The 22450-nt window shown below is 69.2% G+C and carries 21 protein-coding genes; 6 read left to right on the top strand and 15 right to left on the bottom strand.

The window, feature by feature from the left end:
* Positions 1-402 precede the first annotated feature (402 nt).
* From rocD to ASF80_RS18530, 8 genes are all read right to left on the bottom strand, one after another.
* Complete coding sequence (gene rocD / locus ASF80_RS18565; RefSeq protein WP_056314002.1) at positions 403-1608, bottom strand: ornithine--oxo-acid transaminase; 1206 nt, start codon at positions 1606-1608, stop codon at positions 403-405.
* Positions 1605-2492 carry a dimethylargininase gene (gene ddaH, locus ASF80_RS18560; RefSeq protein WP_056313999.1) on the bottom strand — a complete coding sequence of 296 codons (888 nt, stop codon included), beginning with the start codon at positions 2490-2492 and terminating at the stop codon, positions 1605-1607. Before ddaH ends, rocD begins: the two co-directional genes overlap by 4 nt.
* A 177-nt stretch (positions 2493-2669) precedes the next feature.
* Positions 2670-3698 carry an NAD(P)-dependent alcohol dehydrogenase gene (locus tag ASF80_RS18555; protein WP_056313997.1) on the bottom strand — a complete coding sequence of 343 codons (1029 nt, stop codon included), beginning with the start codon at positions 3696-3698 and terminating at the stop codon, positions 2670-2672.
* Between the two features lies 1 nt (position 3699).
* Positions 3700-3930, bottom strand: coding sequence for a helix-turn-helix transcriptional regulator (locus ASF80_RS18550; protein WP_056313994.1), 231 nt, complete (start codon positions 3928-3930; stop codon positions 3700-3702).
* On the bottom strand, positions 3930-4376 hold the full coding sequence (locus ASF80_RS18545; RefSeq protein ID WP_235560060.1) for a hypothetical protein: 447 nt from the start codon (positions 4374-4376) through the stop codon (positions 3930-3932). The genes ASF80_RS18550 and ASF80_RS18545 overlap by 1 nt, the downstream gene beginning before the upstream one ends.
* 88 nt (positions 4377-4464) lie before the next feature.
* A complete protein-coding gene (locus ASF80_RS18540; protein ID WP_056313993.1) occupies positions 4465-8160 on the bottom strand; it encodes a proline dehydrogenase family protein in 3696 nt (1231 codons plus the stop codon).
* Between the two features lie 49 nt (positions 8161-8209).
* On the bottom strand, positions 8210-9034 hold the full coding sequence (locus ASF80_RS18535) for a hypothetical protein (RefSeq protein WP_056313990.1): 825 nt from the start codon (positions 9032-9034) through the stop codon (positions 8210-8212).
* Between the two features lie 4 nt (positions 9035-9038).
* Positions 9039-9599 (bottom strand): acyl-CoA thioesterase, encoded by a 561-nt coding sequence (locus tag ASF80_RS18530; protein ID WP_056313987.1) that lies wholly within the window; start codon positions 9597-9599, stop codon positions 9039-9041.
* A 130-nt stretch (positions 9600-9729) separates the two neighbouring features.
* Here ASF80_RS18530 and ASF80_RS18525 point away from each other — a divergent pair, with 130 nt between their 5' ends.
* Positions 9730-10236 (top strand): GNAT family N-acetyltransferase, encoded by a 507-nt coding sequence (locus ASF80_RS18525; RefSeq protein ID WP_056313985.1) that lies wholly within the window; start codon positions 9730-9732, stop codon positions 10234-10236.
* Between the two features lie 112 nt (positions 10237-10348).
* Here the strand turns inward: ASF80_RS18525 and ASF80_RS18520 are convergent, their stop codons facing one another.
* From ASF80_RS18520 to ASF80_RS18510, 3 genes are read right to left on the bottom strand one after another with little or no spacing between them, the layout of a single operon-like run.
* Positions 10349-12157, bottom strand: coding sequence for a cytochrome b/b6 domain-containing protein (locus tag ASF80_RS18520; protein ID WP_056313982.1), 1809 nt, complete (start codon positions 12155-12157; stop codon positions 10349-10351).
* A gap of 2 nt (positions 12158-12159) precedes the next feature.
* Positions 12160-13131, bottom strand: a complete 972-nt coding sequence (locus ASF80_RS18515) for an electron transfer flavoprotein subunit alpha/FixB family protein (RefSeq protein WP_056313981.1) — start codon at positions 13129-13131, stop codon at positions 12160-12162.
* 1 nt (position 13132) lies between these two features.
* The gene (locus ASF80_RS18510) at positions 13133-13909 is read right to left on the bottom strand and encodes an electron transfer flavoprotein subunit beta/FixA family protein (protein WP_056313979.1); all 777 of its coding nucleotides are present in this window, start codon (positions 13907-13909) and stop codon (positions 13133-13135) included.
* Positions 13910-14039: 130 nt separating this feature from the next.
* Between ASF80_RS18510 and ASF80_RS18505 the strand changes: the two genes are divergently transcribed.
* Genes ASF80_RS18505 through ASF80_RS18495 form a run of 3 tightly spaced genes read left to right on the top strand, consistent with a single transcriptional unit; the run spans position 14040 to position 15488 of the window.
* Positions 14040-14576, top strand: a complete 537-nt coding sequence (locus ASF80_RS18505; RefSeq protein ID WP_082488483.1) for a MarR family winged helix-turn-helix transcriptional regulator — start codon at positions 14040-14042, stop codon at positions 14574-14576.
* 1 nt (position 14577) lies between these two features.
* Positions 14578-15048 (top strand): SRPBCC family protein, encoded by a 471-nt coding sequence (locus tag ASF80_RS18500; RefSeq protein ID WP_056313975.1) that lies wholly within the window; start codon positions 14578-14580, stop codon positions 15046-15048.
* Complete coding sequence (locus ASF80_RS18495) at positions 15045-15488, top strand: YdeI/OmpD-associated family protein (RefSeq protein ID WP_056313973.1); 444 nt, start codon at positions 15045-15047, stop codon at positions 15486-15488. Before ASF80_RS18500 ends, ASF80_RS18495 begins: the two co-directional genes overlap by 4 nt.
* Before the next feature lie 211 nt (positions 15489-15699).
* On the opposite strand, the gene ASF80_RS18490 is transcribed toward ASF80_RS18495, so the two are convergent.
* The 4 genes from ASF80_RS18490 to ASF80_RS18475 form a co-directional block, all read right to left on the bottom strand.
* The gene (locus ASF80_RS18490; RefSeq protein ID WP_056313971.1) at positions 15700-16476 is read right to left on the bottom strand and encodes an enoyl-CoA hydratase-related protein; all 777 of its coding nucleotides are present in this window, start codon (positions 16474-16476) and stop codon (positions 15700-15702) included.
* Positions 16477-16571: 95 nt separating this feature from the next.
* Positions 16572-17474: a 3-hydroxyisobutyrate dehydrogenase gene (gene mmsB, locus ASF80_RS18485; protein WP_056313969.1), complete on the bottom strand. Its 903-nt coding sequence runs from the start codon at positions 17472-17474 to the stop codon at positions 16572-16574.
* Complete coding sequence (locus tag ASF80_RS18480) at positions 17471-18673, bottom strand: acyl-CoA dehydrogenase family protein (RefSeq protein ID WP_056313967.1); 1203 nt, start codon at positions 18671-18673, stop codon at positions 17471-17473. The genes mmsB and ASF80_RS18480 overlap by 4 nt, the downstream gene beginning before the upstream one ends.
* A 29-nt stretch (positions 18674-18702) precedes the next feature.
* Complete coding sequence (locus ASF80_RS18475) at positions 18703-20205, bottom strand: CoA-acylating methylmalonate-semialdehyde dehydrogenase (protein ID WP_056313965.1); 1503 nt, start codon at positions 20203-20205, stop codon at positions 18703-18705.
* Positions 20206-20471: 266 nt separating this feature from the next.
* Between ASF80_RS18475 and ASF80_RS18470 the strand changes: the two genes are divergently transcribed.
* Positions 20472-21281 (top strand): ATP-binding cassette domain-containing protein, encoded by an 810-nt coding sequence (locus tag ASF80_RS18470; protein ID WP_056313963.1) that lies wholly within the window; start codon positions 20472-20474, stop codon positions 21279-21281.
* A 75-nt stretch (positions 21282-21356) separates the two neighbouring features.
* Entirely contained in the window at positions 21357-22442 is a 1086-nt protein-coding gene (locus ASF80_RS18465) for a sugar ABC transporter substrate-binding protein (RefSeq protein WP_056313961.1), read from the top strand.
* Positions 22443-22450 lie beyond the last annotated feature (8 nt).

Genomic DNA, 22450 nt, shown 5'->3' with positions numbered 1-22450 from the left:
GGATCGGATGCTCCCACGACCCAGTCATCACAACCAGGCCCGAAGGGCAACTTCTCTATCTTATCTGTGCTTTTCAGCCTGTCAAATCGACACGCCGTGAGGCTCAGAACCAGATCTGCAGCTCGGGGCTCAAGGCCGCCGAGGCAACTTCACTAGCTTATCCGTTCCGGAGTCGCTGTCAAATCGACCGTTTCTCCGAAGTGGAAGCTCCAGGTCAGACAGAAGTGTGTCTGCGATCTTCTCCGAGGAGATGATCGAGTGGAGGTGGTTCTCCGCTTGAGGGGGGTAAGGCTCTCGGCCTCTCCGCTTCCCTGTGGGGCGAACAAGTAATAAGTTACGTGGGTTCCGGGGTTCCGGCAAATCCGGGCTGTCCGCCGGGCGTGTCGCCCGGCGGACAGGGGGTCAGGCCCCGAGAACCAGCTTCAGCTGCTCGACCGCCCAGTCGAGTTCCGTCGCCCGGATGACCAGCGGCGGAGCGATGCGGATGGTCTGCCCGTGGGTGTCCTTGACGAGCACTCCACGGACCAGGAGCTTCTCGGCGATCTCGCGCCCGGTGCCCTTGGCGGGGTCGATGTCGACTCCCGCCCAGAGGCCTGCGATGCGCACCTCGGTGACACCGTGACCGATCAGCGGCTCGAGGCCGGCGGCGAGATGCGCGCCGAGCGCACGGGCCCGCTCCTGGAACTCCCCCGACTCGAGCATCTCGACGACGCGGAGTCCGACGGCCGCGGCCAGCGGATTGCCACCGAAGGTCGACCCGTGCTCTCCGGGACGGATGACACCGAGCACATCGGTGTTCCCCACCACGGCGGAGACGGGGAGGATCCCGCCGCCGAGCGCCTTGCCCAGCAGATACAGATCGGGCACGACACCCTCGCGATCGCAGGCGAACGTCTCACCCACGCGGCCGAGACCCGACTGGATCTCGTCGGCGATGAACAGCACGTTCCTCTCGTCGCAGATCTCGCGGATGCGGCGCAGGTACCCCTCCGGCGGGATCACCACTCCGCCCTCGCCCTGGATGGGTTCGATCAGCACGGCGGCGGTGTCGTCGGTGATCGCCGCGGCGACGGCATCCGCATCCCCATAGGGGACGACGTCGAAGCCGGGGGTGTACGGACCGAAGTCCGCCCGCGCCTGCTCGTCGTCGCTGAAGCTGACGATCGTGGTGGTGCGCCCGTGGAAGTTGCCGGCGGCGACGATGATGCGCGCCTTGCCCTCGGCGATGCCCTTGACCCGGTACCCCCAGGCGCGAGCGACCTTGATGCCCGTCTCGACAGCCTCGGCTCCGGTGTTCATCGGCAGCACCATGTCTTTGCCCGAGAGCGACGCGAGCGCCGCGGCGAACGGTTCGAGTCGGTCGCTCATGAACGCGCGGCTCGTCAGGGTCACGCGACCGAGCTGCTCGGTGAGCGCGGCCACGAGCGCGGGATGCCTGTGCCCGAAGTTCACCGCCGAGTAGGCGGCGAGAAGGTCGAGGTAGCGCTTGCCCTCGACATCGGTCACCCAGGCGCCGTCACCACGCGCGATGTTGACCGGCAGCGGGTGGTAGTTGTGGGCGACATGCGGCTCGGCCGTGACCTCGACGCCCGGCTCGACGGCGGTCATGCCTCACCGCGCAGTTCGAGGGTGCAGCACTTGATGCCGCCGCCGCCGAGCAGGAGCTCGGACAGGTCGATCATGATCGGGTTGTACCCGCGCTCGCGCAGCTGCTTCTCGAACCCGAGGGCACGCGGCGAGATGACCACGTTGTACCCGTCGCTCGCCGAGTTGAGTCCGAAGACCGAGCCGTCTTCATCCGACACGAGGATCGCGTCGGGGAAGCGCTCCTCGAGAATCGCGCGGCTCGCGTCGTCGAACGCACCGGGGAGGTACGCGATGTTCGCGCGCTCGGGTCCGCCGTTCTCGACGCCCTGCACCGGATCGAGCACCGCGATGGCGGTGTCGAGGTGGTAGAAACGCGGGTCGACCAGGTTGAGCGAGACGACCTCGCGGCCGAAGACCTCTCCGACCTCGCGGTGGCTGTCACCCGTCGAGCGGAAGCCGGTGCCGGCGAGGATCACATCGCCCACGAGCAGGAAGTCGCCCTCGCCCTCGTTGACCTCTTCGGGGATCACCGTGTCGTAGCCCGCGCCGCGGAACCAGTCGGCGAAGGCCGGGGCCTCGCCCTGACGCTCGACGAAGCGGAACTTCGGCACATAGGCGCGGCCGTCGATCAGGAACCCGCCGTTCGCCGTGTAGACCATGTCGGGGTATCCGGCGAGAGGCTCGATCAGCTCGACCTCGTGACCGAGTTCGAGGTACAGGTCGTGCAGCTTCTGCCACTGCTCGACGGCCCGCGCGGTGTCGGTCGGCTTGGTCGGCTCCATCCACGGGTTGATCGAGTAGTTCACCGTGAAGTGCGACGGCTTGCACATCAGGTAGTGACGGTGATGGGCTGTGCGCACCGGAGTGGCGGTCTCGGACGTCGACGCAGTGGTTTCGACAGACATGGGGCTCCTCGAACGGATGCGGCGGACGCTGTCCAGGGGCCCGGCGGTCCTTCGACCCGCGCCGCTCGGTGAGAGCCGGCGCCCGGGGAAGATGCGACTCGAGCACGCCAGCATCCATTCTGTCACCCGCCCCCTGAACGCCGCCAGAGCGCGCCGCCGGAGCGCGGGCCCCACCTGTCATGCGCCGTGGACGACGACCTTGCCGACCGTATGCCCGGCCTCGAGGTGGGCGAGGGCCGAGGATGCACGGTCGAAGCCGTACTCGCGCTGGACCACCGGAGTGATCCGCCCCTCAGCGGTCAGCTCGAGCAGCTTCGCGAGGATCTCGGTGCGCGGCGTCGCCGCGAGCGGGCGGATGCGACGGCTCGACCCGAACGACAGGAACGCCGCCTTCAGCATCCGCGGGATGGGACCCAGCACGTGCCCGCCGTCTCCCGTCACGAGCACCACGGCTCCCCCGGCGACGACCAGCCGCTGCAGGTCGCGCAGCCCCGTTCCCCCGGCGATGTCGATCACCGCGTCGAAGTGGCCGGCGGGCAGTGCCGACAGGGGCGAGCGACGGTGATCGAGCGTGCGCACGGCGCCGAGGTGCTCGACAAGGCGGGAGTTGCGCTCTCCGCACGTCGCCCAGACCTCCGCTCCCCGCAACGCCGCGAGCTGCACCGCGAACGTGCCGACTCCCCCGGAGGCGCCGATGACGAGCACGCGCGGGACCGCATGCTCGGAGCGGTGTCTCTCGAGGCGCGACTCCGAGTGGGTGCCGATCCCGGCTCGGTCGAGCGCCTGCCAGGCCGTGCCCGCAGCGACGGGCAGGCAGGCCGCGGTCACAGAGGTGACATCGGGAGGGATCGGCACGAGCCGATCGGCGGGCACCGCGACGTGGGATGCGAGGCCGCCACCGCCCACGAGCTCGCCGACGACCCGCTCTCCGAGCTCGGCGCCGATCGCGTTCGGCCCGACGGCGACGACGGTGCCGGCGACCTCCATTCCTCGCACCGGGTGCTTGGGACGGGTGAGCCCGAAGACGGGACGCACCAGCAGAGGATCGCCCAGCATCAGCCGCACGTCACCCGCGTTGAGCGACGTCGCCTCGACGCGCAGCACCACCTCGCCGCGGCGCGGCACGGGCATCGGGATCTGCTCGCGCCGGAACCCGTCGGCGGAGCCATAGGTCTCCCGCACCCAGGCGGGCATCGTCTCGGTCATCTCAGGCATCCTTCGTCGAAGGCTCGGGGTAGTGGAACAGGTCGTCGAGCCCGACGCCGAACGCGCGGGCGATCTGGAAGGCGAGCTCGAGCGACGGGGAGTACTTCTCCTGCTCGATCGCGATGAGCGTCTGTCGGGTCACGCCGATGCTGCGCGCGAGCTCGGCCTGAGTGAGCCCTGCCCCCTCACGATGGGCGCGGATGCGGTTGGAGACGAGGGTGGGCTTGACCATCAGACGAGCCCCCGGCGGTAGGCGACGACTCGCGCGATGCTGCCGACCATGGCGGAGACGGCGAAGCCTGCGAACATCGTGTTCGCGATCCAGAAGACGTCGGCGTTCACCGCGCACAGGGCGATCACCCCGAGCCCCGCGATCACGACGAAGGCCTGCTCGACACGGGCGCCCATGCGAGTGATGTCGCGGTCTCGCACGTCGGACCTGCCGACGCCGTCCGGGTCCTTCGCGCCGGCGATGATCCCCCAGACGATGCTGATCACGATCGTGGCCACGATGCCGATCCCGATCGTCCACAGCATCGGCGGCAGCCAGTCGACTTCGGTCACCGGTCGCCCGGCGGCCTGCTGCAGCACGATCACGACGTACGCGGTGATCACGACGGCACCGACGAGCAGACCCGACCAGGCGTTGCGCTCTTCGTAGACCATGATGCCTCCCATGTAAAAGATTCTTTACACGAGAGTATGCCCGCGGCATCCGTCGTGTCAAGAATTCTTTACATGGAGAGCGATGCCGGACTCGCAGCGCTCAGATGACCGAGGCGCTCCAGTCGTCGGGGTTGCCGTAGCGGTGTGCGGTGATCGCGATCGCCTGCTCGTGCACGAATGGCAGCAGCTCGACGCGACCGGCCGAGGTGACCTCGCCGTCGTACACCGCGAGGTCCGGGTCGCCGTCGACCGCCACGGCCAGCGCCCGGTGCAGCGCCGATACCGCGTCACGCGAGCCGACGAGCCGCACGCGGCTCGGCCGAGGAGCATCCTCCGACGACGCGAACACGTCGCCCGACGCGCCCTCGCGCCGTCGCATCCGCTCGATCCATTCGTCGTCGCTCTCCATGTAGACGACCGCCCCGAGGGTGCCGAGCGCGCGGCGCACCTCGGACGGCAGTCCGACGGGCGTCGACAGCACGAAGCCGGCGCCTGCGCGCACCGCCGCGACGACGACGCGCAGCAGCTCCTGCCATCCGGCATCCGCGGTGGCCCTGATCGCGACGGGCACCGGACGATAGCGGAAGAGGTTGCGTTCGACGCCGAGGTGCGAGACGTCGCGCACCTGCCCGAACTCGCGGTCCCACGCGAGCGCGTCCGACAGCGCCGAGCGCCGCAGCCATTCGAAGGCCTCGTAGTCGAGAGAGGGCTGCGCCGACTCGATCAGCTCGGTGATCCGGGAGTCGAGGCCGCGCAGGTGCAGCGTGCTCGACACGGGACCGGATCCGCTCGAACGCCAGGATCCGAGCCCGATCAGATAGTTCGGTCCGCCGGCCTTGGTGCCGGGGCCGACCGACGAGCGCTTCCAACCGCCGAACGGCTGGCGCTGCACGATCGCGCCGGTGATACCGCGGTTGACGTAGAGGTTGCCAGCCTGCACGCGGTCGAGCCACAGCTCGAGCTCGGCCGGATCCTGCGTGTGCAGCCCGGCGGTCAGCCCGTAGGCGACGGCGCTCTGCATCTCGATCGCGCTCTCGAGTGTCGGCGCATGCATGATCCCGAGCACCGGCCCGAAGAACTCCTCGGTGTGGAAGCGCGACCCCGGTTGCACTCCGACGCGGATGCCGGGTCGCCACAGCCGTCCGCTCGGATCGTCGGCCGACACGGCGGGTTCGATGAGCCACTGCTCCTCGCCCTGCAGCTCGGTGAGCGCCCAGGCGAGCTTGCCCTGCGGCCGCTCGATCACGGGCCCGACCTCGGCGAGCGGGTCGGTGGGCCAGCCGACGTGCAGCGAGCGTGTGGCGTCGGCGAGTTGACGGGCGAAGCGCTTGGAGCGACCGACCGGGCCGACGAGGATCGCCAAGGACGCGGCGGAGCACTTCTGCCCCGCATGCCCGAACGCACTGCGCACCAGGTCGGCGACGGCGAGGTCGAGGTCGGCGGATGCGGTGATGATGATCGCGTTCTTGCCGCTGGTCTCGGCGAGCAGCGGCAGATCCGGCCGCCATGAGCGGAAGAGGGCGGCCGTCTCCCAGGCGCCGGTGAGGATGACGCGGTCGACCGACTCGTGTGCGATCAGAGACCGGCCGAGGTCGCCCTCCTCGATGTCGACGAGCGCGAGCACATCGCGCGGCACGCCGACCTCCCACAGCGTCTCGGCGATCACGGCGGCGCACCGTCGGGACTGAGGGGCGGGCTTGAAGACGACTCCGGATCCCGCGGCGAGCGCGGCGAGCACTCCCCCGGCGGGGATCGCGAGGGGGAAGTTCCACGGCGGCGCGACGACGGTCACGCGCGCCGGTTCGAACGAGGCGCCGGCGACGGCATCCAGCTCTCGCGCCTTGGCGGCGTAGTAACGGGCGAAGTCGACGGCCTCACTGACCTCGACGTCGGCCTCGGCGAAGACCTTGCCGGTCTCGGAGGCGGCGACCTCGATGAGCTCTCCGCGTCGACCTTCGAGTGCGGCGGCGACCCGGAGCAGCACCTCGGCGCGCTCTGCAGCAGGGCGCGCTCCCCACTGGGCTCCGGCATCCTGCACTCCGGCGATCGTGCTCTCGAGCACCGCCGTGTCGTCGATGCGGGCGGACTCGATCGTCGCCACCCCGAGGGTCGAGTCGGCGATCCGTGCGTGGATCTCGCGTGCCCACTCGCGGTTGACCGGAAGTGATGGGTCGCTGTCGGGGGTGTTCGTGAAGCCGGGGGCGCCGCCGGTGCCCTCATCGAGCTCGCGCGGGGCGTAGACCGCGGTCTCGAGGAACGGCCCGCCCGAGTCATCCGACCCTCGCGAGATGCCGAGCACGGCCTTCGTCAGCTCCTCTTCGGGAGCGACGTCCACGGGCGCCGGGCGCACCGACTCATGCACGGGGGCTTGACGATCCTGGGTGCGGAGCGCGCCGACCTGCAGGGTCGGCGAGGTCGAGCGGTCGAGGGCATCGAGAAAGCGGTCGCGCTCGCGCACGAACAGAGACTCGTCGTCCCCGAGCCGGAACGCCGCGGAGAGGAAGTTGTCGTGCGACGCGTTCTCTTCGAGCCGACGCACCAGATAGCTGATAGCCACGTCGAACTCGTCGGGCTTCACGACGGGCACATAGAGCAGCACCTCGCCGACCTCACGCGAGACGGCCTGCACCTGGCCCTGCGCCATGCCGAGCAGCATCTCGAACTCGATCGGCGGTTGCCCTGATCCGCTGCCTGCGGCCGAGAAGTCGCGCAGACCGCGCTCCCCCGCGAGCAGCCACGCATACGCGATGCCGAACAGGTTGTGCCCCGCGATGCCCAGGTGCACCGCCATGATGTTCTCGGGGCGCAGCGCCCAGTCGAGGCAGCGCAGGTAGTTCGCGTCGGTGTCGAGCTTGGTGTCGTAGGTCGCCTGCTCCCACCCGTGCATATGCGCCTCGACGCGTTCCATCGCCAGGTTGGCGCCCTTGACGAGACGCACCTTGATCGGGGCGCCACCATGGTCGACGCGCTCCCGCGCCCACGCGGTGAGCTCTTGCAGTGCAGGCAAGGCGTCGGGGAGGTAGGCCTGCAACACGATGCCCGCTTCGAGCCCCTGCAGTCGCGGGTCCTCGAGGATGCGAGTGAACACCGCGATCGTCAGGTCGAGGTCGCGATACTCCTCCATGTCGAGGTTGATGAAGGTGCGGTCGGAGGCGGCGGTCAGATACAGCGGCAGCAGCCGCTCGACCACGGCATCGACGACCTCGTCGAACGCCCACATGGAGATGTGGCTGATGATGGCCGACACCTTGACCGAGACGTAGTCGACGTCCGGTCGACGGATCAGATCATGGATGCCGTCGAGCCGCCGCTGCGCCTCGGCTTCGCCGAGCACTGCCTCGCCGAGCAGGTTGAGGTTGAGTCGCGCGCCGGATTCGCGGATCTTGGCGATGGCCGGTCCGAGCTTCGCGGGGCGGGCATCGACGACCAGGTGGCCGACCATGTCGCGCAGCACCCGACGGGCGATGGGAACCACCGGGCTCGGCAGGATCTGCGCGACCCCGCCACCGAGGCGGACGGCAGAGCGCAGGTACCAGGGCAGGAAGTCGGGCACGATCGGCGCGATACGGTGCAGCTGGGATGCCGCGGCCCCCAGACTCTCGGGGCGCATGACGCCGTCGACGAATCCCAGCGTGAACGGCAGGCCGTTGGCATCCTGCAGCACTCCGGCCAGCCGCTCGGCTGCCGGGTCGACGTCGGCGGCCGCGGCCTCGATCACCCAGCGGCGGGCGAGCTCGACCGCACGGTCCGCGAGAGAGGCGGATTCGGGATCCGTGGAGGGCGTCGGGTCGGCCATGATCTCAGCCTAGGACTGAGAGGCGTGCCTGCCCTTGAGCGACGGGCGCTCAGAGCGCGGCGATCATCTCGTCGTACCCGGTGCGGAAGGTCGGGTACTCCAGCTCACCCAGGAACTCCCGCAGCAGGTGCCCGTCGAGAACCGTCCCGCCGCCGACCTCGGGCTCGACGTGCGGCAGCGCCTCGACCCCGAGCCGTGCGGTGATGTGCGCGGCCACGTCTCCGAGCAGCACCGGCTCGGTGTCGACGGCGTGGATCAGCGGTGGCGCGGAGTCGGCACGCAGCATGGCCTCGAGCAGGCGCACGAGATCGGTCTCGTGGATGCGGTTCGTGCGGCGGGTGTGATCGACCGGCGCACCCTCGCGCACACGGCGGATCAGGTAGTCGCGCCCGGGCCCGTAGATGCCGGCCGGGCGCACGATGCGCGCACCGAACAGCTCCATCGCCAGGTGCTCGCCCTCGAGCAGGTCGCCGCCCCGCTCGCTCGACACGGCAGGGGCGTCGCGCTCGGTCAGCGGTGTCTCACCGGGTCGTCCCTCGAACACCCGGGTCGACGACACGAAGACGACCCGCGACGGCATCGCCGGCAGCGCATCCGCGAGTCCGCGGAGTGCCGGCGGGTAGATCGAGTCGCCCTCGGTGCTCGGCGGCAGCGTGATGACGACGGAGTCGAAGGCGGGCAGCGCGCGGTCGAGCGGACGCGACAGATCGGCCTCGATGGTCGGGAACGGCAGATCGCCCGCATGGCGACGCATGGCCGTCACCGGCGACCCCTGCGCCTGCAGCCGCTGCCCGAGCCGAGCACCGAGCTTGCCGCATCCGACCAGCAGAGTCGCCCCCGGCGCACGCGTCTCGAGACCCCACGGATCGTTCACGGCGTCAGTTCCACACGCTCGGCGCCGAGCTGCGCACGGGAGGAAGAGCGGATGCCGCCGCCCAGTCGTGCACCCACGGGTCGATCTCGGGCACGCCCTCCGGCTTGCCGACGGCGGCGAACAGCTCTTCGTTGCTCACCGTGCCTCCGGTGCGGCGCAGCATCCGCGAGCGCACGATCACCCGTGCGTAGATCTCACCGTGGACGACGGCCCGGTGCTCGAGGAACACGGCCTTGTCGTCGTGTCCGATGAACCGCGACTGCACCTCGAACCGCTGCCAGAGCTGCAGAGACTTGCGGAAGGTCACGGTCTCGCTCGACACCACGGCGTACCAGCCGTGCTCGTTCATCGCGTCGAACAGCCCCGTGCGGATCAGCAGGTCCCAGCGGCCGAGGTCGAACAGCGACAGGTATCGACCGTTGTTCATGTGGCGCAGGATGTCGATGTCGGTGGGGAGCGTCGTCAGCCTGATGCTGCTGACGGAGGCGGCGTCGAGCGTCTTGCCTCGGCGCACTCGGCGGCGGGCGGAGAGGATCACGAGGAGAGTGCGCCAGATCACGTTCACGAGGACTGATCGTAGCCATCGACGAACGGATCGCGAACATCGTTGTGCGAACCCTCCACCGGCATATCGGTGCTGTGGGAACGCTTCCGCTCGATTTCCTGATCCCGGAGGCCGCGCGTAGAGTCACGATATGAGCGCCGAAGCCCAGCCTGAAGTCATCGTCCGTCCGGTCCGTGATGTGGATGCGGAAGCCCTGGGTCGCGTGCACGCGCAGTGCTGGCACGAGACCTACGACCACCTGATCAGCAAGGCAGCGCTCGAGAAGGTCTCGCCTCGGCGCATGGCCGAGCTGTGGACGCACTGGGCCTCTCAGGGCCCCGAGTTCACGATGCGCGCGGCGCTCGTCGACGGAGAGATCGTCGGCTTCGTCGGCTCCGGTCCCGCCCGCGACAAGGATGCTCCCGCGTTCCGCGAGCTGTACTTCATCTACCTGCTCGACGCGTACCACTCGACCGGCATCGGCCAGAAGCTGTTCGACGCCGCGGTCGAGAAGGACGAGTCCCTCTATCTCTGGGTCGCGGACGACAACCCCCGCGCCCACCGCTTCTACACGCGCAACGGGTTCGAGCTCGACGGCGCCAGCCACACCGAGCCGTTCCTCGGCGAGACGCTGACCGAGGTCCGCTTCGTCCGCTGAACCGGCGCCTCGTGAACCTCGCGTTCACGACTCCGCATGAAACGGCCCCCTGCCACAGGCAGGGGGCCGTTTCGCTGGGTCCGGGAGAGATCCGTGCGGAATCGCGAACGGGTCAGCGCCCGGAGACGGTGCCGAACAGCTTGGCGATCGGCGCGATCACGAGCGGCCGGGCCGCGACCCAGCCGAGGGCGATGACCACGAGGGATGCCACGAACACCCAGAACCCGGTCCAGCCGACGGCATCGGACGAGGCGTACATGTGGTTGAGGTTGCGCAGGAATCCGGTGAGGAACACCAGGGCGACGTGCCCGATGATGAACACCACGAAGTAGATCATGACCGGGAAGTGCAGCGCGCGGGCCCACTCGATCGGGTACGCCTTCGACAGGCGTTCGGCCTTCTTCGGCCACATGCCAGACATGCGGAAGCCGGTCGCGGCAGCGAGCGGGGCGGCGATGAACACGGTCACGAAGTAGGCGAGCTGCTGCAGGCTGTTGTAATTCACCCAGCCGTGCTCGGTCGGCCAGTCGAACGAGATGTACTGGAGTGCCGCGGACAGCGCGTTGGGGATGACCTCCCAGCTCGTCGGCACGATGCGCACCCAGTGCCCGGTCACGAACAGCAGCACCACGAAGATCACGCCGTTCACGAGCCACAGGATGTCGAGCGCCTGGTGGAACCAGATCGTCAGACTGACCTTGCCCTTGGGGTCGCCCCGAGGGGTCCAGAACGCGGTGGGGCGCTTCTCGCTGCGGATGCGGAGTCCCGACCGGATGATCAGCACCATCAGGAACACGTTGAAGAAGTGCGCCCAGTTGACCCAGGGCGCGAACCCGGGTTCGACGGCGACGGCGGGTGCGTACTCGCCGGGGAACGCCGCGAGGAAGTCCTGCATGAACGGGAAGCTCAACAGCGCCCGGACGAATGCCACAGCGGCCGCAGCCAGGATGCCGAGGGCAGCGGCGCCGAGCAGACCGGCGATCGCCTGCGTCCACGGAGGGCGAGGGCGAGCGGATGCCGGAGCGGCCGCGGTGATGCGACGGGGAGCGCTGCCGTTCCACACCGTGCGCGGGGCGGGCAGCGGGATCGAGGGATCGCCGAGGGCGAAGGATGCGGACGCCGGCTCGGCGGCCGGGGCCAAGCCCGTGGAGGGAGCGGTGGCCGGAGCGGACGCGGCGACCTCTCCGGCAGCAGGCTCGGCAGACGGTGCCACGACGACCGGGGCAACGTCCTCGGTCGCGGTCGCGGTCGCGGAGCCCGTCGAGACGGCGAGCTGCGGAACGGTGCCGGCCGGCGGCCACGGATCTCCGCCCGCGATTCGCGGCAGGCCGCGGCGCACGGATCCGGTCTGCTCGACGGCCTGGCCGGCCGTCGGCTCGGCAGCCGAAGCGACAGAGGCCGAGGTCGCGGGCTCACCGGTCGAGGATCCCGACACCGAGGGGGACGCCGACTGCTCGAGGACCGGGGAGGCGACAGCCGCAGCGACGGCGGATGCGTTCTCCTGCTCGTTGAGCGAGAACGACGAAGCCGACCGAGTCGAAACGCCATCCGCACCCGCAGGCGTCACACCCGCGGAAGGCCAGGGCTCTCCTCCCGACGTGCGCGGAAGACCGCGACGCACGGATGACGCCGTGACGGCCGCGCTCGCAACGTGGCGCGTTTCGTCTCGTCGCTGCGCTCCTCGCTCAACGACCGGGGAGGGAGCGGCGCTCTCAACGACCGGGGAGGCGACAGCCGACTCGACGACCGGGGAGGCGACAGCCGATTCGACGACCGGAGACGCCGTCTCACGCTCCTCGAGCGAAGACGGCGGAGCCGACGGAGACGAATCGCTCTCGGCATCATCGACCGCGGCCCCGGGGGGCCACGGCTCGCCACCGCGCACACGCGGCAGCCCGCGCCTCAGTATCCGCGTCGCCATGTCTACTTCTTCCGCGCCTCGAGAGCCGCGATCACCTGCGGGACGACCGTGAACAGGTCTCCCACGATGCCGAAGTCGGCGACGTCGAAGATCGGCGCCTCGCCGTCCTTGTTGATCGCGACGATGTTCTTCGCGGTCTGCATGCCGGCCCGGTGCTGGATCGCCCCCGAGATGCCGAGTGCGATGTACAGCTGCGGCGACACCGAGACACCGGTCTGCCCGACCTGGTGCGACTGCGGGATGTAGCCCGCGTCGACAGCGGCGCGCGATGCGCCGACGGCGGCGCCGAGAGCATCCGCCAGCTCCTCGACGAGCACGAACTTCTCCTTCGACGCGAGACCTCGGCCGCCCGAGACGACTCGGGTCGCTCCGCGCAGCTCGGGGCGCGACGAGGTGGCCTCGACGGCTTCGACCGCGCCGACGGTGGCGCTCGCGGCACCGGATGCTTCGACGTCCAGCGCTTCGACGGTCGGCGAGGTCACGGCCTCTGCGCGCGCGTCGACGGCTCCCTGACGCACCGTGATGACCGCGGCGCCGTAGGTGGGCGCCGAATCGACGAGGTAGGCGCCGCCGTAGACCGAGTGGTGCGCGACGACGCCCTCGTCATCGCGCGAGACGCCGACGGCGTCGACCGACAGAGCGAGCTTTTCGCGCACCGCGAGACGGCCGGCGACGTCGCGGCCGGAGATGGAGTTCGAGATCAGCACGGCATCCGGGCGGACCTGCTCGAAAGCGGCCTGCAGGGCGTCGACGATCGGCACCGTGAGGGTCGCCTCGTCGGCGTCGGCCGTGAGCACGACGGATGCTCCGGCTTCGGCGACCTTCGCGGAGGCCTCCGCAGAACCCCCGACGACCAGTGCGACGGGCGCACCGATGGTCGACGCGGCGCCGATCAGGGCGGCGGTGCTGCTGGCGGGGTTTCCGGCAGGGTCGAGGTCGACCAGGACGAGGATCGGGTTCTCGGGATAGGTCATGTCACACCAGCCTGTTCTGCACGAGGTACTCCACCAGCTTCTCGGCGGCATCGCCCTCGTCGACGATCTTCACGCCCGCCGCACGCGGCGGCTTCTCGGCCACCGCGGTCATGATCGTGCGCGGCGCCGCCGCAGGGTCGGCAGAGACACCCAGGTCTTCGAGGGTGAGCACTTCGAGAGGCTTCTTCTTGGCCGCCATGATGCCCTTGAAGTTCGGGAAGCGCGCATCCGGAAGCGCCTCCGTGATCGAGATGACAGCGGGAAGGGATGCCGAGACCGGCTGCGCTCCCGCATCCGCCCCTCGGGTTCCCGAGATGCCCTCCGGCGTGATCTCGACGCTCGTGAGCGCGGTCGCCTGGGCCCAGCCGAGGTGCTCGGCGAGCATGGCCGCCATGACGCCGCCCGAGCCGTCGGTCGACAGGTTGCCGGTGATGACGAGATCGGGCTCGGCACGGCGGATCGCCGCGGCCAGCGTCTCGGCGGTGAGCCCGAGGTCGGCTCCGGCGAGCTGCTCGTCGGCGATGTGCACGGCAGAGCCCGCCCCGATCGCGAGCGCCCGTCGCACCGACGCCGTCGAGCCGCCGGGGGCCATCGCGAGCGCGACCACCTCGGTGCCCTCGTTCTTGTCGGCGTGGCTCAGCGCGACCTCGAGGGCCCGCTCGGTGATCTCATCGAGAACCACGTCACCGGCGCCGCGGTCGGCGAGTCCGGTCTCGAGGTCCAGCTTGCGATCGCCATAGGTGTCCGGCACCTCTTTGACCAGGACGAAGATCTTCATCGATTGCTCCTCACGACTGCGTCGATTCTAGCGCGTTGATACTGAGTCCCATCCGAGCAGCGACTGAGAACCAGGAGGCCGTCCCGCACCGCCTCCCCGCTCGTGCGAGCGGATGCCCTACCGTAGAACCGTGGTCCGACCCCGCCCTCTGCCCGTGGATCCGCTCGCCGAGGCGAAGCGGCAGTGGCTCGCGCACGGGTGGACCGATGCCGCCGACGGCATGACCGTGGTCACCTCCGTCATGAGGGCGCAGCAGTTGCTGCTCGCGAGAGTGGATGCGGCGCTGAAGCCCTTCGCGCTCAGCTTCGCCCGCTACGAGATGCTGCGACTGCTGGCGTTCAGCCGGTCCGGACGCCTGCCGCTGTCGAGCGTCGTGGCCCGACTGCAGGTGCATGCGACGACCGTCACGAGCACCGCCGAGCGACTGGTGCGCGACGGGCTGATCGTGCGCGAACCTCACCCGCACGACGGACGCGCAGCCCTGCTCGCGCTCACCGAGGCCGGTCGCGAACTCGTCGACCGTGCGACCGTCGCGCTGAACGACGACGTCTTCGCCGACCCGGGGATCAGCAAGGCCGACGCCGCCGAGCTCGTCGCGATCGTCGCGCGGATGCGCAAGGCCGCCGGCGACTTCAGCGACCCGCGGCCGCAGCCGGACGCGCTCTGACATGGTCGAGTTCGTGCTCGAGCGAGTGGTCGCCGCCACTCCCGAGCGCGTCTTCGCCGTCGCCCTCGACCCCGGGCTGCACCTGCGGTCGATGGAGCGATACGGCGAGACGATGGTCGAGGCCCCGGCCGGCGGTACGTTCAGCGAGGGAACGACCGTGACGTGGAGGGCGCGGCACTTCGGCATCCCGTTCCGTCTGCGGTCGATCGTGTACGACGTCGACCCACCGCGCGGGTTCCGCGACCGGCAGATCTCGGGGCCCTTCGGATCCTTCTGGCACGAGCACGTGTTCGAGGAGCATCCGCAGGGCACGCTGATGCGTGACACGATCCGATTCCACTCTCCGTTCGGCCCGATCGGACGAGTGGTCGACCGTCTCGTCCTGGGCGCGTACATGCGGCGGCTGATCGAAGAGCGCAACGATCGGCTGGCGATCGAGGCCGAGGGGCGCGGGCGTACACTGCCCGCATGAGCGAACTGCGCCTGCACACCACCCTCGAAGGTCGGGGCCCCGCCGCCGCCATCATCCTCACCGACGAGCAGGTCGCCTCGTTCGGTGCCGGCAAGGCCTTCCCCGTCGCCGTCACGATCGACGGACGCACCGCCCGGCTGCGTCTCGCCCGCATGGGCGGGCAGAACATGATCGGCTTCAGCAAGGCCGTGCGGGCCGACCTGGGAGTCGAGATCGACCAGGAGGTCGACGCGGTCATCCGGGTGGACGCCGCCGAGCGGGAGGTCGAGATCCCGCCCGCACTCGCGACGGCGCTCGATGCGGACCCCGCTCTGCGCGCCGCCTTCGACGCCCTGTCGTATTCGGTGCGCAAGGAGCATGCCCGCACGGTCGCCGAGGCCAAGCAGGACGCGACCCGCGATAGCCGCGTCGAGAAGATCGTCGAAGCGCTGCGCGGCTGAGCCGCCCGACGCGCGTTCACAATTCAGCAGGAAGCGGGGCGCTGCGCTCCGATTCGGCACCGACGGGCGGGCTCTGCGGCTTCTGTGCTGAGTTGTGCACGGCAGCTCGGCGCGCACTGCCCCACAACTCCGGAGATTCGGTCGACCCGGACGCGCCGCAGTCACCTGCGCACCCGCACTGGGCCGTTCCTCCGGAGTTCTGGAGCGGAGGTCAGCGGTTCTGGAAGTCGGGCGCACGCTTCTCCCGGAAGGCCGACATGCCCTCCTTCTGGTCTTCGGTGTCGAACAGCGCGGCGAACGCCTTCTTCTCGTGGGCCAGGCCGTCGGCGAGGGTCATCTCCATCGCCGCGTCGAGCGCGGCCTTCGCGGCGAACACCGACGGCAGCGACTTCGAGGCGATCGTCTCGGCGAGAGTCGTGGCTTCGGCGAGCAGGTCGGATGCCGGCACGACCCGTGACACGAGGCCTGAGCGCTCGGCCTCCTCGGCGCCCATGAACCGGCCCGACAGCACGAGCTCTGCGGCCTTGTAGTAGCCGACCGCACGAATCAGACGCTGGGTACCGCCCATGCCCGGGATCACGCCGAGGTTGATCTCGGGCTGACCGAACTTCGCGGTGTCGGCAGCGAGGATGATGTCGCACATCATCGCGAGCTCGCATCCTCCCCCGAGCGCGAAGCCCGAGACGGCGGCGATCACGGGCGTGCGCACCGCGGCGAACTCGTGCCACACGCCGAAGTGGTCGGTCTCGAGCATCTCGGAGGCCGACATGCCCTCCATCTCCTTGATGTCGGCACCGGCGGCGAACGCCTTCTCGGACCCGGTGACGACGATCGCGCCGACGCCGTCATCGAGGTCGAACGCCAGTGCCGCAGCGGTGACCTCCTCGGCGAGCCGGCTGTTCAGGGCGTTCAACGCCTGCGGTCGATTGAGCGTGATCCATCCGACGCGTCCGCGCTGCTCGACCAGGATCGTCTCGTACTCGGTCATGAAGGGTTCCCTCTCCCGTTTCGAATCGCGCACTTTGCACATCAGAGGTCTGAATCACTGCAAAGTGCGCGATTCGAAACCCGATGGAACGATCGTCACACACGACCGTCGCGGATGTCGGTGATGATGCCCGAGAAGTCCCTGGTGGCCCCGTCGCCCGCGGCGAACTCGGCGTAGAGCTGCTGCGCGAGGCGCCCCATCTTCGCGTCGGTCGACGTCTGCTCGATCGCCTGCAGCGCGAGACCCAGGTCCTTGGCCATCAGGGCACCGGCGAATCCCGGCTGGTAGTCGCGGTTCGCGGGGCTCGTCGGCACCGGTCCCGGCACCGGGCAGTTCGTCGTGATCGACCAGCACTGACCGGATGCCTGCGACACGACGTCGAACAGCGCCTGATGCTCGAGTCCGAGCCGCTCTCCGAGCACGAACGCCTCGGCCACGGCGATCTGCGAGACCGCCAGCACCATGTTGTTGCAGACCTTCGCCGCTTGCCCGAGCCCCGGCCCACCGCAGTGCACGATGCGCTTTCCCATGATCTCGAGCACGGGGAGAGCTGCGGCGAAGTCCTCGTCGGAGCCGCCGACCATGAAGGCGAGCGTGCCGTTCTCGGCGCCGACGACTCCGCCCGAGACCGGGGCGTCGATGTTGCGGTGCCCGGCCGCGAGGGCGAGGGCATGGGCCGCGCGAGCCTCGTCGACCGCGATCGTCGACGACTCGATGAACAGGGTGTCCGGACGCGCGGCGGCGAGCAGCTCGGTGCGGTAGGCGTCGATCACGTGCCTGCCCGCGGGGAACATCGTGATGACGACGTCGGCGTCGGCGACGGCATCCGCCCCGCTCGCAGCGATCGGGATGCCGACGGCCAGCGCCGCATCTATCGCCGCAGGTACCAGATCGAACCCGTGCACCTCATGACCGGCCGCGACCAGATTCTTCGCCATCGGCAGCCCCATGTGGCCGAGGCCGAGGAACGCGATCCGCGCCTTCGACGCCTCGGTCATGATGCGCTCCGCATCCGGTCTCCGCCGCTCCGCATGGAGGCGGATCCCGCGGGTCGCAGCATCTCGCGACCGACGATCAGGCGCATGATCTCGTTCGTGCCCTCGAGGATCTGGTGCACCCGGAGGTCACGCACGACCCTCTCGATGCCGTAGTCCTGCAGATATCCGTAGCCGCCGTGCAGCTGCAGCGCGCGGTTGGCGACGTCGAAGCCGGCATCCGTCGCGAAGCGCTTGGCCATCGCGCAGCGCATCGTGGCATCCGGAGCATGTTCGTCGACCGCCAGCGCTCCGTCGCGGACCATGAGACGCGCGGCCTGCAGGTCGGTGCGCATGTCGGCGATCGCGAAGAGGATCGACTGCTTCTCGGCGAGGGGCTCACCGAACGCCACGCGCTCGTGCACGTACTGCACCGCACGGTCGAGTGCCCACTGGGCGCCGCCCAACGAGCAGGCGGCGATGTTGAGGCGACCGCCGTTGAGCGCCGACATCGCGATCGCGAAACCGCGACCCTCGTCGCCGAGCATGCCGGATGCCGGAACGCGGACGCCGTCGAGGATGACCTGACGGGTGGGCTGGGCGTGCCAGCCCATCTTCTTCTCGGGGGCGCCGAAGCTGAGCCCCTCGGCGTCACCCGGGACGAGGAAGGCGCTGATGCCGCGGGCACCCGGCTCGCCGGTGCGGGCCATCACCACGTAGACCGCGGCCTCACCGGCGCCCGAGATGAACTGCTTGACGCCGGTCAGCAGATAGTCGTCACCGTCTCGCACCGCGCTCGTGGCGACGTTCGCAGCATCGGATCCGACTCCCGGCTCGGTGAGGCAGTAGCCGCCGAACTCCGCCATGGCGGTGAGCTTCGGCAGCCACTCGCCACGCTGAGCGTCATCGCCGTAGGTGTCGATCATCCAGACGACCATGTTGTGGATCGAGATGTAGGCGGCGACCGCCGGGTCGCCTTTGGCGAGCTCCTCGAAGATCGCGACCGTGTCGGAGCGGCTGAGGCCGGTGCCGCCGAAGTCCTCGCGCACGTAGATGCCACCGAGCCCGAGTTCCCCTGCCTTGCCGAGCGACTCCCGGGGGAAGATGTGCTTCTCGTCGCGCTCGGCGGCGAACGGAGCGAGCTCGGTGTCGGCGAACTCCCGGACCGCGTCGAGGATGGCCTCGCGTTCTTCGGCGGTGGTGGTGACGGTGGTCATGGTCATCGTGGTTCCTTGTGGGATGTCGCGGCGGATCAGTGCATGGTGGGGATCACGAAGCTGGCACCCTCGCGGATCCCCGCGGACGGCCAGCGGCTCGTGACCGTCTTGGTCTTCGTGTAGAAGCGGAACGCGTCTGCACCGTGCTGGTTCAGGTCGCCGAATCCGCTGCGCTTCCAGCCGCCGAACGTGTAGTACGCGATCGGCACGGGGATCGGCACGTTCACTCCGACCATCCCGACCTCGACCCGGGCGGCGAAGTCGCGGGCTGCATCCCCGTCGCGCGTGAAGATCGCGACGCCGTTGCCGTACTCGTGCTCGGATGCCATGCGCAGCGCCTCTTCGTAGTCGGCGGCGCGCGCGATCACGAGCACCGGGCCGAAGATCTCCTCCCGATAGATCGCCATGTCGGTCGTGACGTGGTCGAACAGCGTCGGTCCGAGGTAGAAGCCCTGCTCATGCCCCGGCACCGAGAACCCGCGCCCGTCGGCGAGGAGGGTCGCTCCCTCGTCGATGCCCTGCTGGATGTAGCCCTCGACGCGCTCCACCGCCGCGCGCGTGACGAGCGGCCCGTAGTCGACGTCGGCCGCGAGCGACGGGCCGACCCGCAGCTGCGCCACGCGCTCGGCGAGCTTGGCGGCGAGAGCATCCGCCGTCTCCTGCCCTACCGGCACCGCGACCGAGATCGCCATGCAGCGCTCGCCCGCCGAGCCGTAGCCCGAGCCGATGAGAGCGTCGACGGCCTGATCGAGGTCGGCGTCGGGCATCACGATCATGTGGTTCTTGGCACCGCCGAAGCACTGCGCGCGCTTGCCTTGGGCGGCCGCCGTCGAGTAGATGTACTCGGCGATCGGGGTCGAGCCGACGAAGCCGACGGCTCGGATGCGGTCATCGGTCAGCAGCGCATCGACGGCCTCTTTGTCTCCGTGCACGACGTTGAGGACGCCGGCGGGGAGGCCCGCCTCGAGGAACAGCTCGGCGATGCGCACGGGGACCGAGGGGTCGCGCTCACTGGGCTTGAGCACCACGGCGTTGCCCGCCGCGAGAGCGGGGCCTGCCTTCCAGAGCGGGATCATCGCGGGGAAGTTGAACGGGGTGATCGCGGCGACCACTCCCAGCGGCTGCCGCATCGAGTAGACGTCGATGCCCGCACCGGCTCCGGTGGAGTACTCGCCCTTCAGCAGATGCGGGGCTCCGGCTGAGAACTCGATGACCTCGAGACCGCGCTGGATGTCGCCCTTCGCGTCGTCGACGGTCTTGCCGTGCTCGCTCGCGAGGAGCTCGGCAAGAGAGGTCATCTCGCGCTGCACCAGATCGAGGAACCGCAGCAGCACCCGAGCGCGCTTCTGGGGATTGGTCGCGGCCCACTCGACCTGCGCGGCCTCTGCGTTCGCGATCACGCGGCCCACGTCTTCCGCCGAGGCCAGCGGAACCCGCGCCTGCACGGATCCGGTGCTCGGATCGAACACGTCGGCGAAGCGGCCGCCTTCGGGGGTGAGATGCGATCCGCCTACGAAATGGGGAATGGTACGAGTCATTGTGCGATGTCCCTTCATGCCGTCGTTGGCACTATGACGATAGTACTTCGGCATCCTGGGATTTACTAGGGCGTCCTTGCATCTGCCCTTTCGAGTCGCGCACTTTGCAGTTTCCGGGATGCGACTTCTGCAAAGTGCGCGATTCGACCATGTTCCGGCGAGAAAAGTCCTTGCCTGATCCGAAGATCCGGTTGTAGAGTCTGAAACGTTTTAAACACCTGAAACGTTTAAAGTAACGCTTCGGCCCTTCGACAATGAGGTTGATCATGGCACTCGCCGCTGACCAGGACTTGGCTCTCCACGCTCGCAACATCTCTCGCCGTTACGGCGCGGTCACCGCTCTCGCCGACGCCTCGCTCACCCTGCGCCGTGGCGAGGTCATGGGCCTCGTGGGCGACAACGGCGCTGGCAAGTCGACCCTGCTGAAGGTGCTCTCCGGCGCCGTGATCCCCGACGGCGGCACGATCGAGGTCGAAGGCGCAGCCGTCGACTTCCGCCGCCCGACCGACGCCCTCGCCGCAGGGATCGAGACCGTCTACCAGGACCTCGCCCTCGTCGACACGATGTCGGCCGTGCAGAACGTGTACCTCGGCCGCGAGGAGCTGTCGACCAACCCGATCCTCAAGGCGCTGAACATCGTCAACGATCGCGGCATGCGCGCACGGTCCCGCGAGGTGCTCGCCGAGCTCGGCGTCGGCATCCAGTCGGTCAACGTCTCGGTCAAGGGCATGTCGGGCGGACAGCGCCAGTGCCTGGCGATCGCTCGCGCCCTGCTCTGGGGCCGCAGCATCGTGATCCTCGACGAGCCCACCGCCGCTCTCGGCGTGCGCGAGTCGCAGCAGGTGCTCGACCTGATCGGTCGTCTGCGCGAGCACGGCGTCAGCGTGATCCTCGTCAGCCACAACATGCAGCAGCTGCACACGGTCGCCGATCGCGTGACCGTGATGCGCCTCGGGCGCTCGGTCGCCGTGCGCGACATCGCCGACGTCACCGCGCAGGACATCGTGGGCCTCATCACCGGGGCGATCCCCGCAGACGTGCCCACCCCGGAAGACACCGAGACACTCGTCAGCTGACGAGACCAGACTTCACCACCCGCACGACCCGAACACCGCACCACCCGAACACATCCATTCAAGAGGAGCACTGCAATGACGCATAACTCATCCCGCACCGCCCTGCGCCTTCTGGGCGCGAGCGTCGCACTCGTCGCCGGCATCGCGATGGTCGGCTGCGCCGATCAGGCATCCGGCGGCTCAGGCTCAGGCGGAGACGACGACACCTTCACCCTCGGATTCGCCGTCGGCGGCCAGGCCGACGCCGACTGGCAGGACTACCAGGGCGACGTCGCCCAGGCACTCGCCGAGCAGCGCGGCTGGAAGTACGTCGAGCTCAGCAACGACGGCGACGAGGCCACGGCCGTGAAGAACGCCGACCTCTTCGTGCAGCAGGGCGTCGACGCCGTGATGATGTTCAACGGACGACCCGAGGCGAACCCGGTCATCGCGAAGAAGTACAAGGACGCCGACATCCCGGTGATCACGTTCGACATCGCTCAGGAGGGCTGGTACTTCGTCGGCATCGACAACGCTGCAGCCGGCACCGAGGGCGGCACAGCTCTCGGCGAGCTCGCCAAGAGCGAGTGGGACTGCGACGTCGACCTGGTCATCTCGGCGCAGGGCACCGCAGCCGGACAGATCGACACCTGGCGCACCGGCAACGCCGCGACCGCCATCGGCGAGGTCTGCCCCGACATCCCCGAAGACGCGTACGTCGCGTACGAGGCAGACGGCAACCTCACCACCTCGCTGCAGAACGCCCCCGGCGTCTTCGCCGCACATCCGGATGCCGAGAACATCCTCGTCGTCGGACTCAACGACCAGGCGGTCGTCGGCGCCCTGCAGGCGGCGACACAGCTCGGCCGCGACGCGAACATCATGGGCTGGGGTCAGGACGGCGGCCTGATCACGGGCGACAACGTCGACCCGAACCTCGCAGGCAGCGTCATGTACTTCCTCGAGGGCTACGCGGCGTACGCGTTCGAGATCCTCGACGCGATCGCCGCAGGCGATGCCCCCGCCGTCAAGGACTCCGGTGACGACGCGGCCGTGAGCGTGCAGCCGTGCGCCGTGACGCAGGAGGAGGCCGCAGCGATCCCCGGCATCGAGGAGCGCGTCGCCGAGATCTCCCAGGCCGACGAGGGCACGACCCTCTACGACCTCTACTGCAAGAACTAGCCGTTCCT

Source organism: Microbacterium sp. Leaf159 (genome assembly GCF_001423615.1).
Lineage (GTDB): Bacteria > Actinomycetota > Actinomycetes > Actinomycetales > Microbacteriaceae > Microbacterium.
The sequence above is the reverse complement of the archived record's forward strand: the minus strand, read 5'-3'. Positions and strand labels throughout refer to the sequence as shown.

Coding starts and splice junctions, on each gene's coding strand:
- rocD (WP_056314002.1), bottom strand. CDS start 1,608: ATGACCGCCGTCGAGCCGGGCGTCGAGGTCACGGCCGAGCCGCATGTC.
- ddaH (WP_056313999.1), bottom strand. CDS start 2,492: ATGTCTGTCGAAACCACTGCGTCGACGTCCGAGACCGCCACTCCGGTG.
- ASF80_RS18555 (WP_056313997.1), bottom strand. CDS start 3,698: ATGACCGAGACGATGCCCGCCTGGGTGCGGGAGACCTATGGCTCCGCC.
- ASF80_RS18550 (WP_056313994.1), bottom strand. CDS start 3,930: ATGGTCAAGCCCACCCTCGTCTCCAACCGCATCCGCGCCCATCGTGAG.
- ASF80_RS18545 (WP_235560060.1), bottom strand. CDS start 4,376: ATGGGAGGCATCATGGTCTACGAAGAGCGCAACGCCTGGTCGGGTCTG.
- ASF80_RS18540 (WP_056313993.1), bottom strand. CDS start 8,160: ATGGCCGACCCGACGCCCTCCACGGATCCCGAATCCGCCTCTCTCGCG.
- ASF80_RS18525 (WP_056313985.1), top strand. CDS start 9,730: ATGAGCGCCGAAGCCCAGCCTGAAGTCATCGTCCGTCCGGTCCGTGAT.
- ASF80_RS18520 (WP_056313982.1), bottom strand. CDS start 12,157: ATGGCGACGCGGATACTGAGGCGCGGGCTGCCGCGTGTGCGCGGTGGC.
- ASF80_RS18515 (WP_056313981.1), bottom strand. CDS start 13,131: ATGACCTATCCCGAGAACCCGATCCTCGTCCTGGTCGACCTCGACCCT.
- ASF80_RS18510 (WP_056313979.1), bottom strand. CDS start 13,909: ATGAAGATCTTCGTCCTGGTCAAAGAGGTGCCGGACACCTATGGCGAT.
- ASF80_RS18500 (WP_056313975.1), top strand. CDS start 14,578: ATGGTCGAGTTCGTGCTCGAGCGAGTGGTCGCCGCCACTCCCGAGCGC.
- ASF80_RS18495 (WP_056313973.1), top strand. CDS start 15,045: ATGAGCGAACTGCGCCTGCACACCACCCTCGAAGGTCGGGGCCCCGCC.
- ASF80_RS18490 (WP_056313971.1), bottom strand. CDS start 16,476: ATGACCGAGTACGAGACGATCCTGGTCGAGCAGCGCGGACGCGTCGGA.
- mmsB (WP_056313969.1), bottom strand. CDS start 17,474: ATGACCGAGGCGTCGAAGGCGCGGATCGCGTTCCTCGGCCTCGGCCAC.
- ASF80_RS18480 (WP_056313967.1), bottom strand. CDS start 18,673: ATGACCATGACCACCGTCACCACCACCGCCGAAGAACGCGAGGCCATC.
- ASF80_RS18475 (WP_056313965.1), bottom strand. CDS start 20,205: ATGACTCGTACCATTCCCCATTTCGTAGGCGGATCGCATCTCACCCCC.
- ASF80_RS18470 (WP_056313963.1), top strand. CDS start 20,472: ATGGCACTCGCCGCTGACCAGGACTTGGCTCTCCACGCTCGCAACATC.
- ASF80_RS18465 (WP_056313961.1), top strand. CDS start 21,357: ATGACGCATAACTCATCCCGCACCGCCCTGCGCCTTCTGGGCGCGAGC.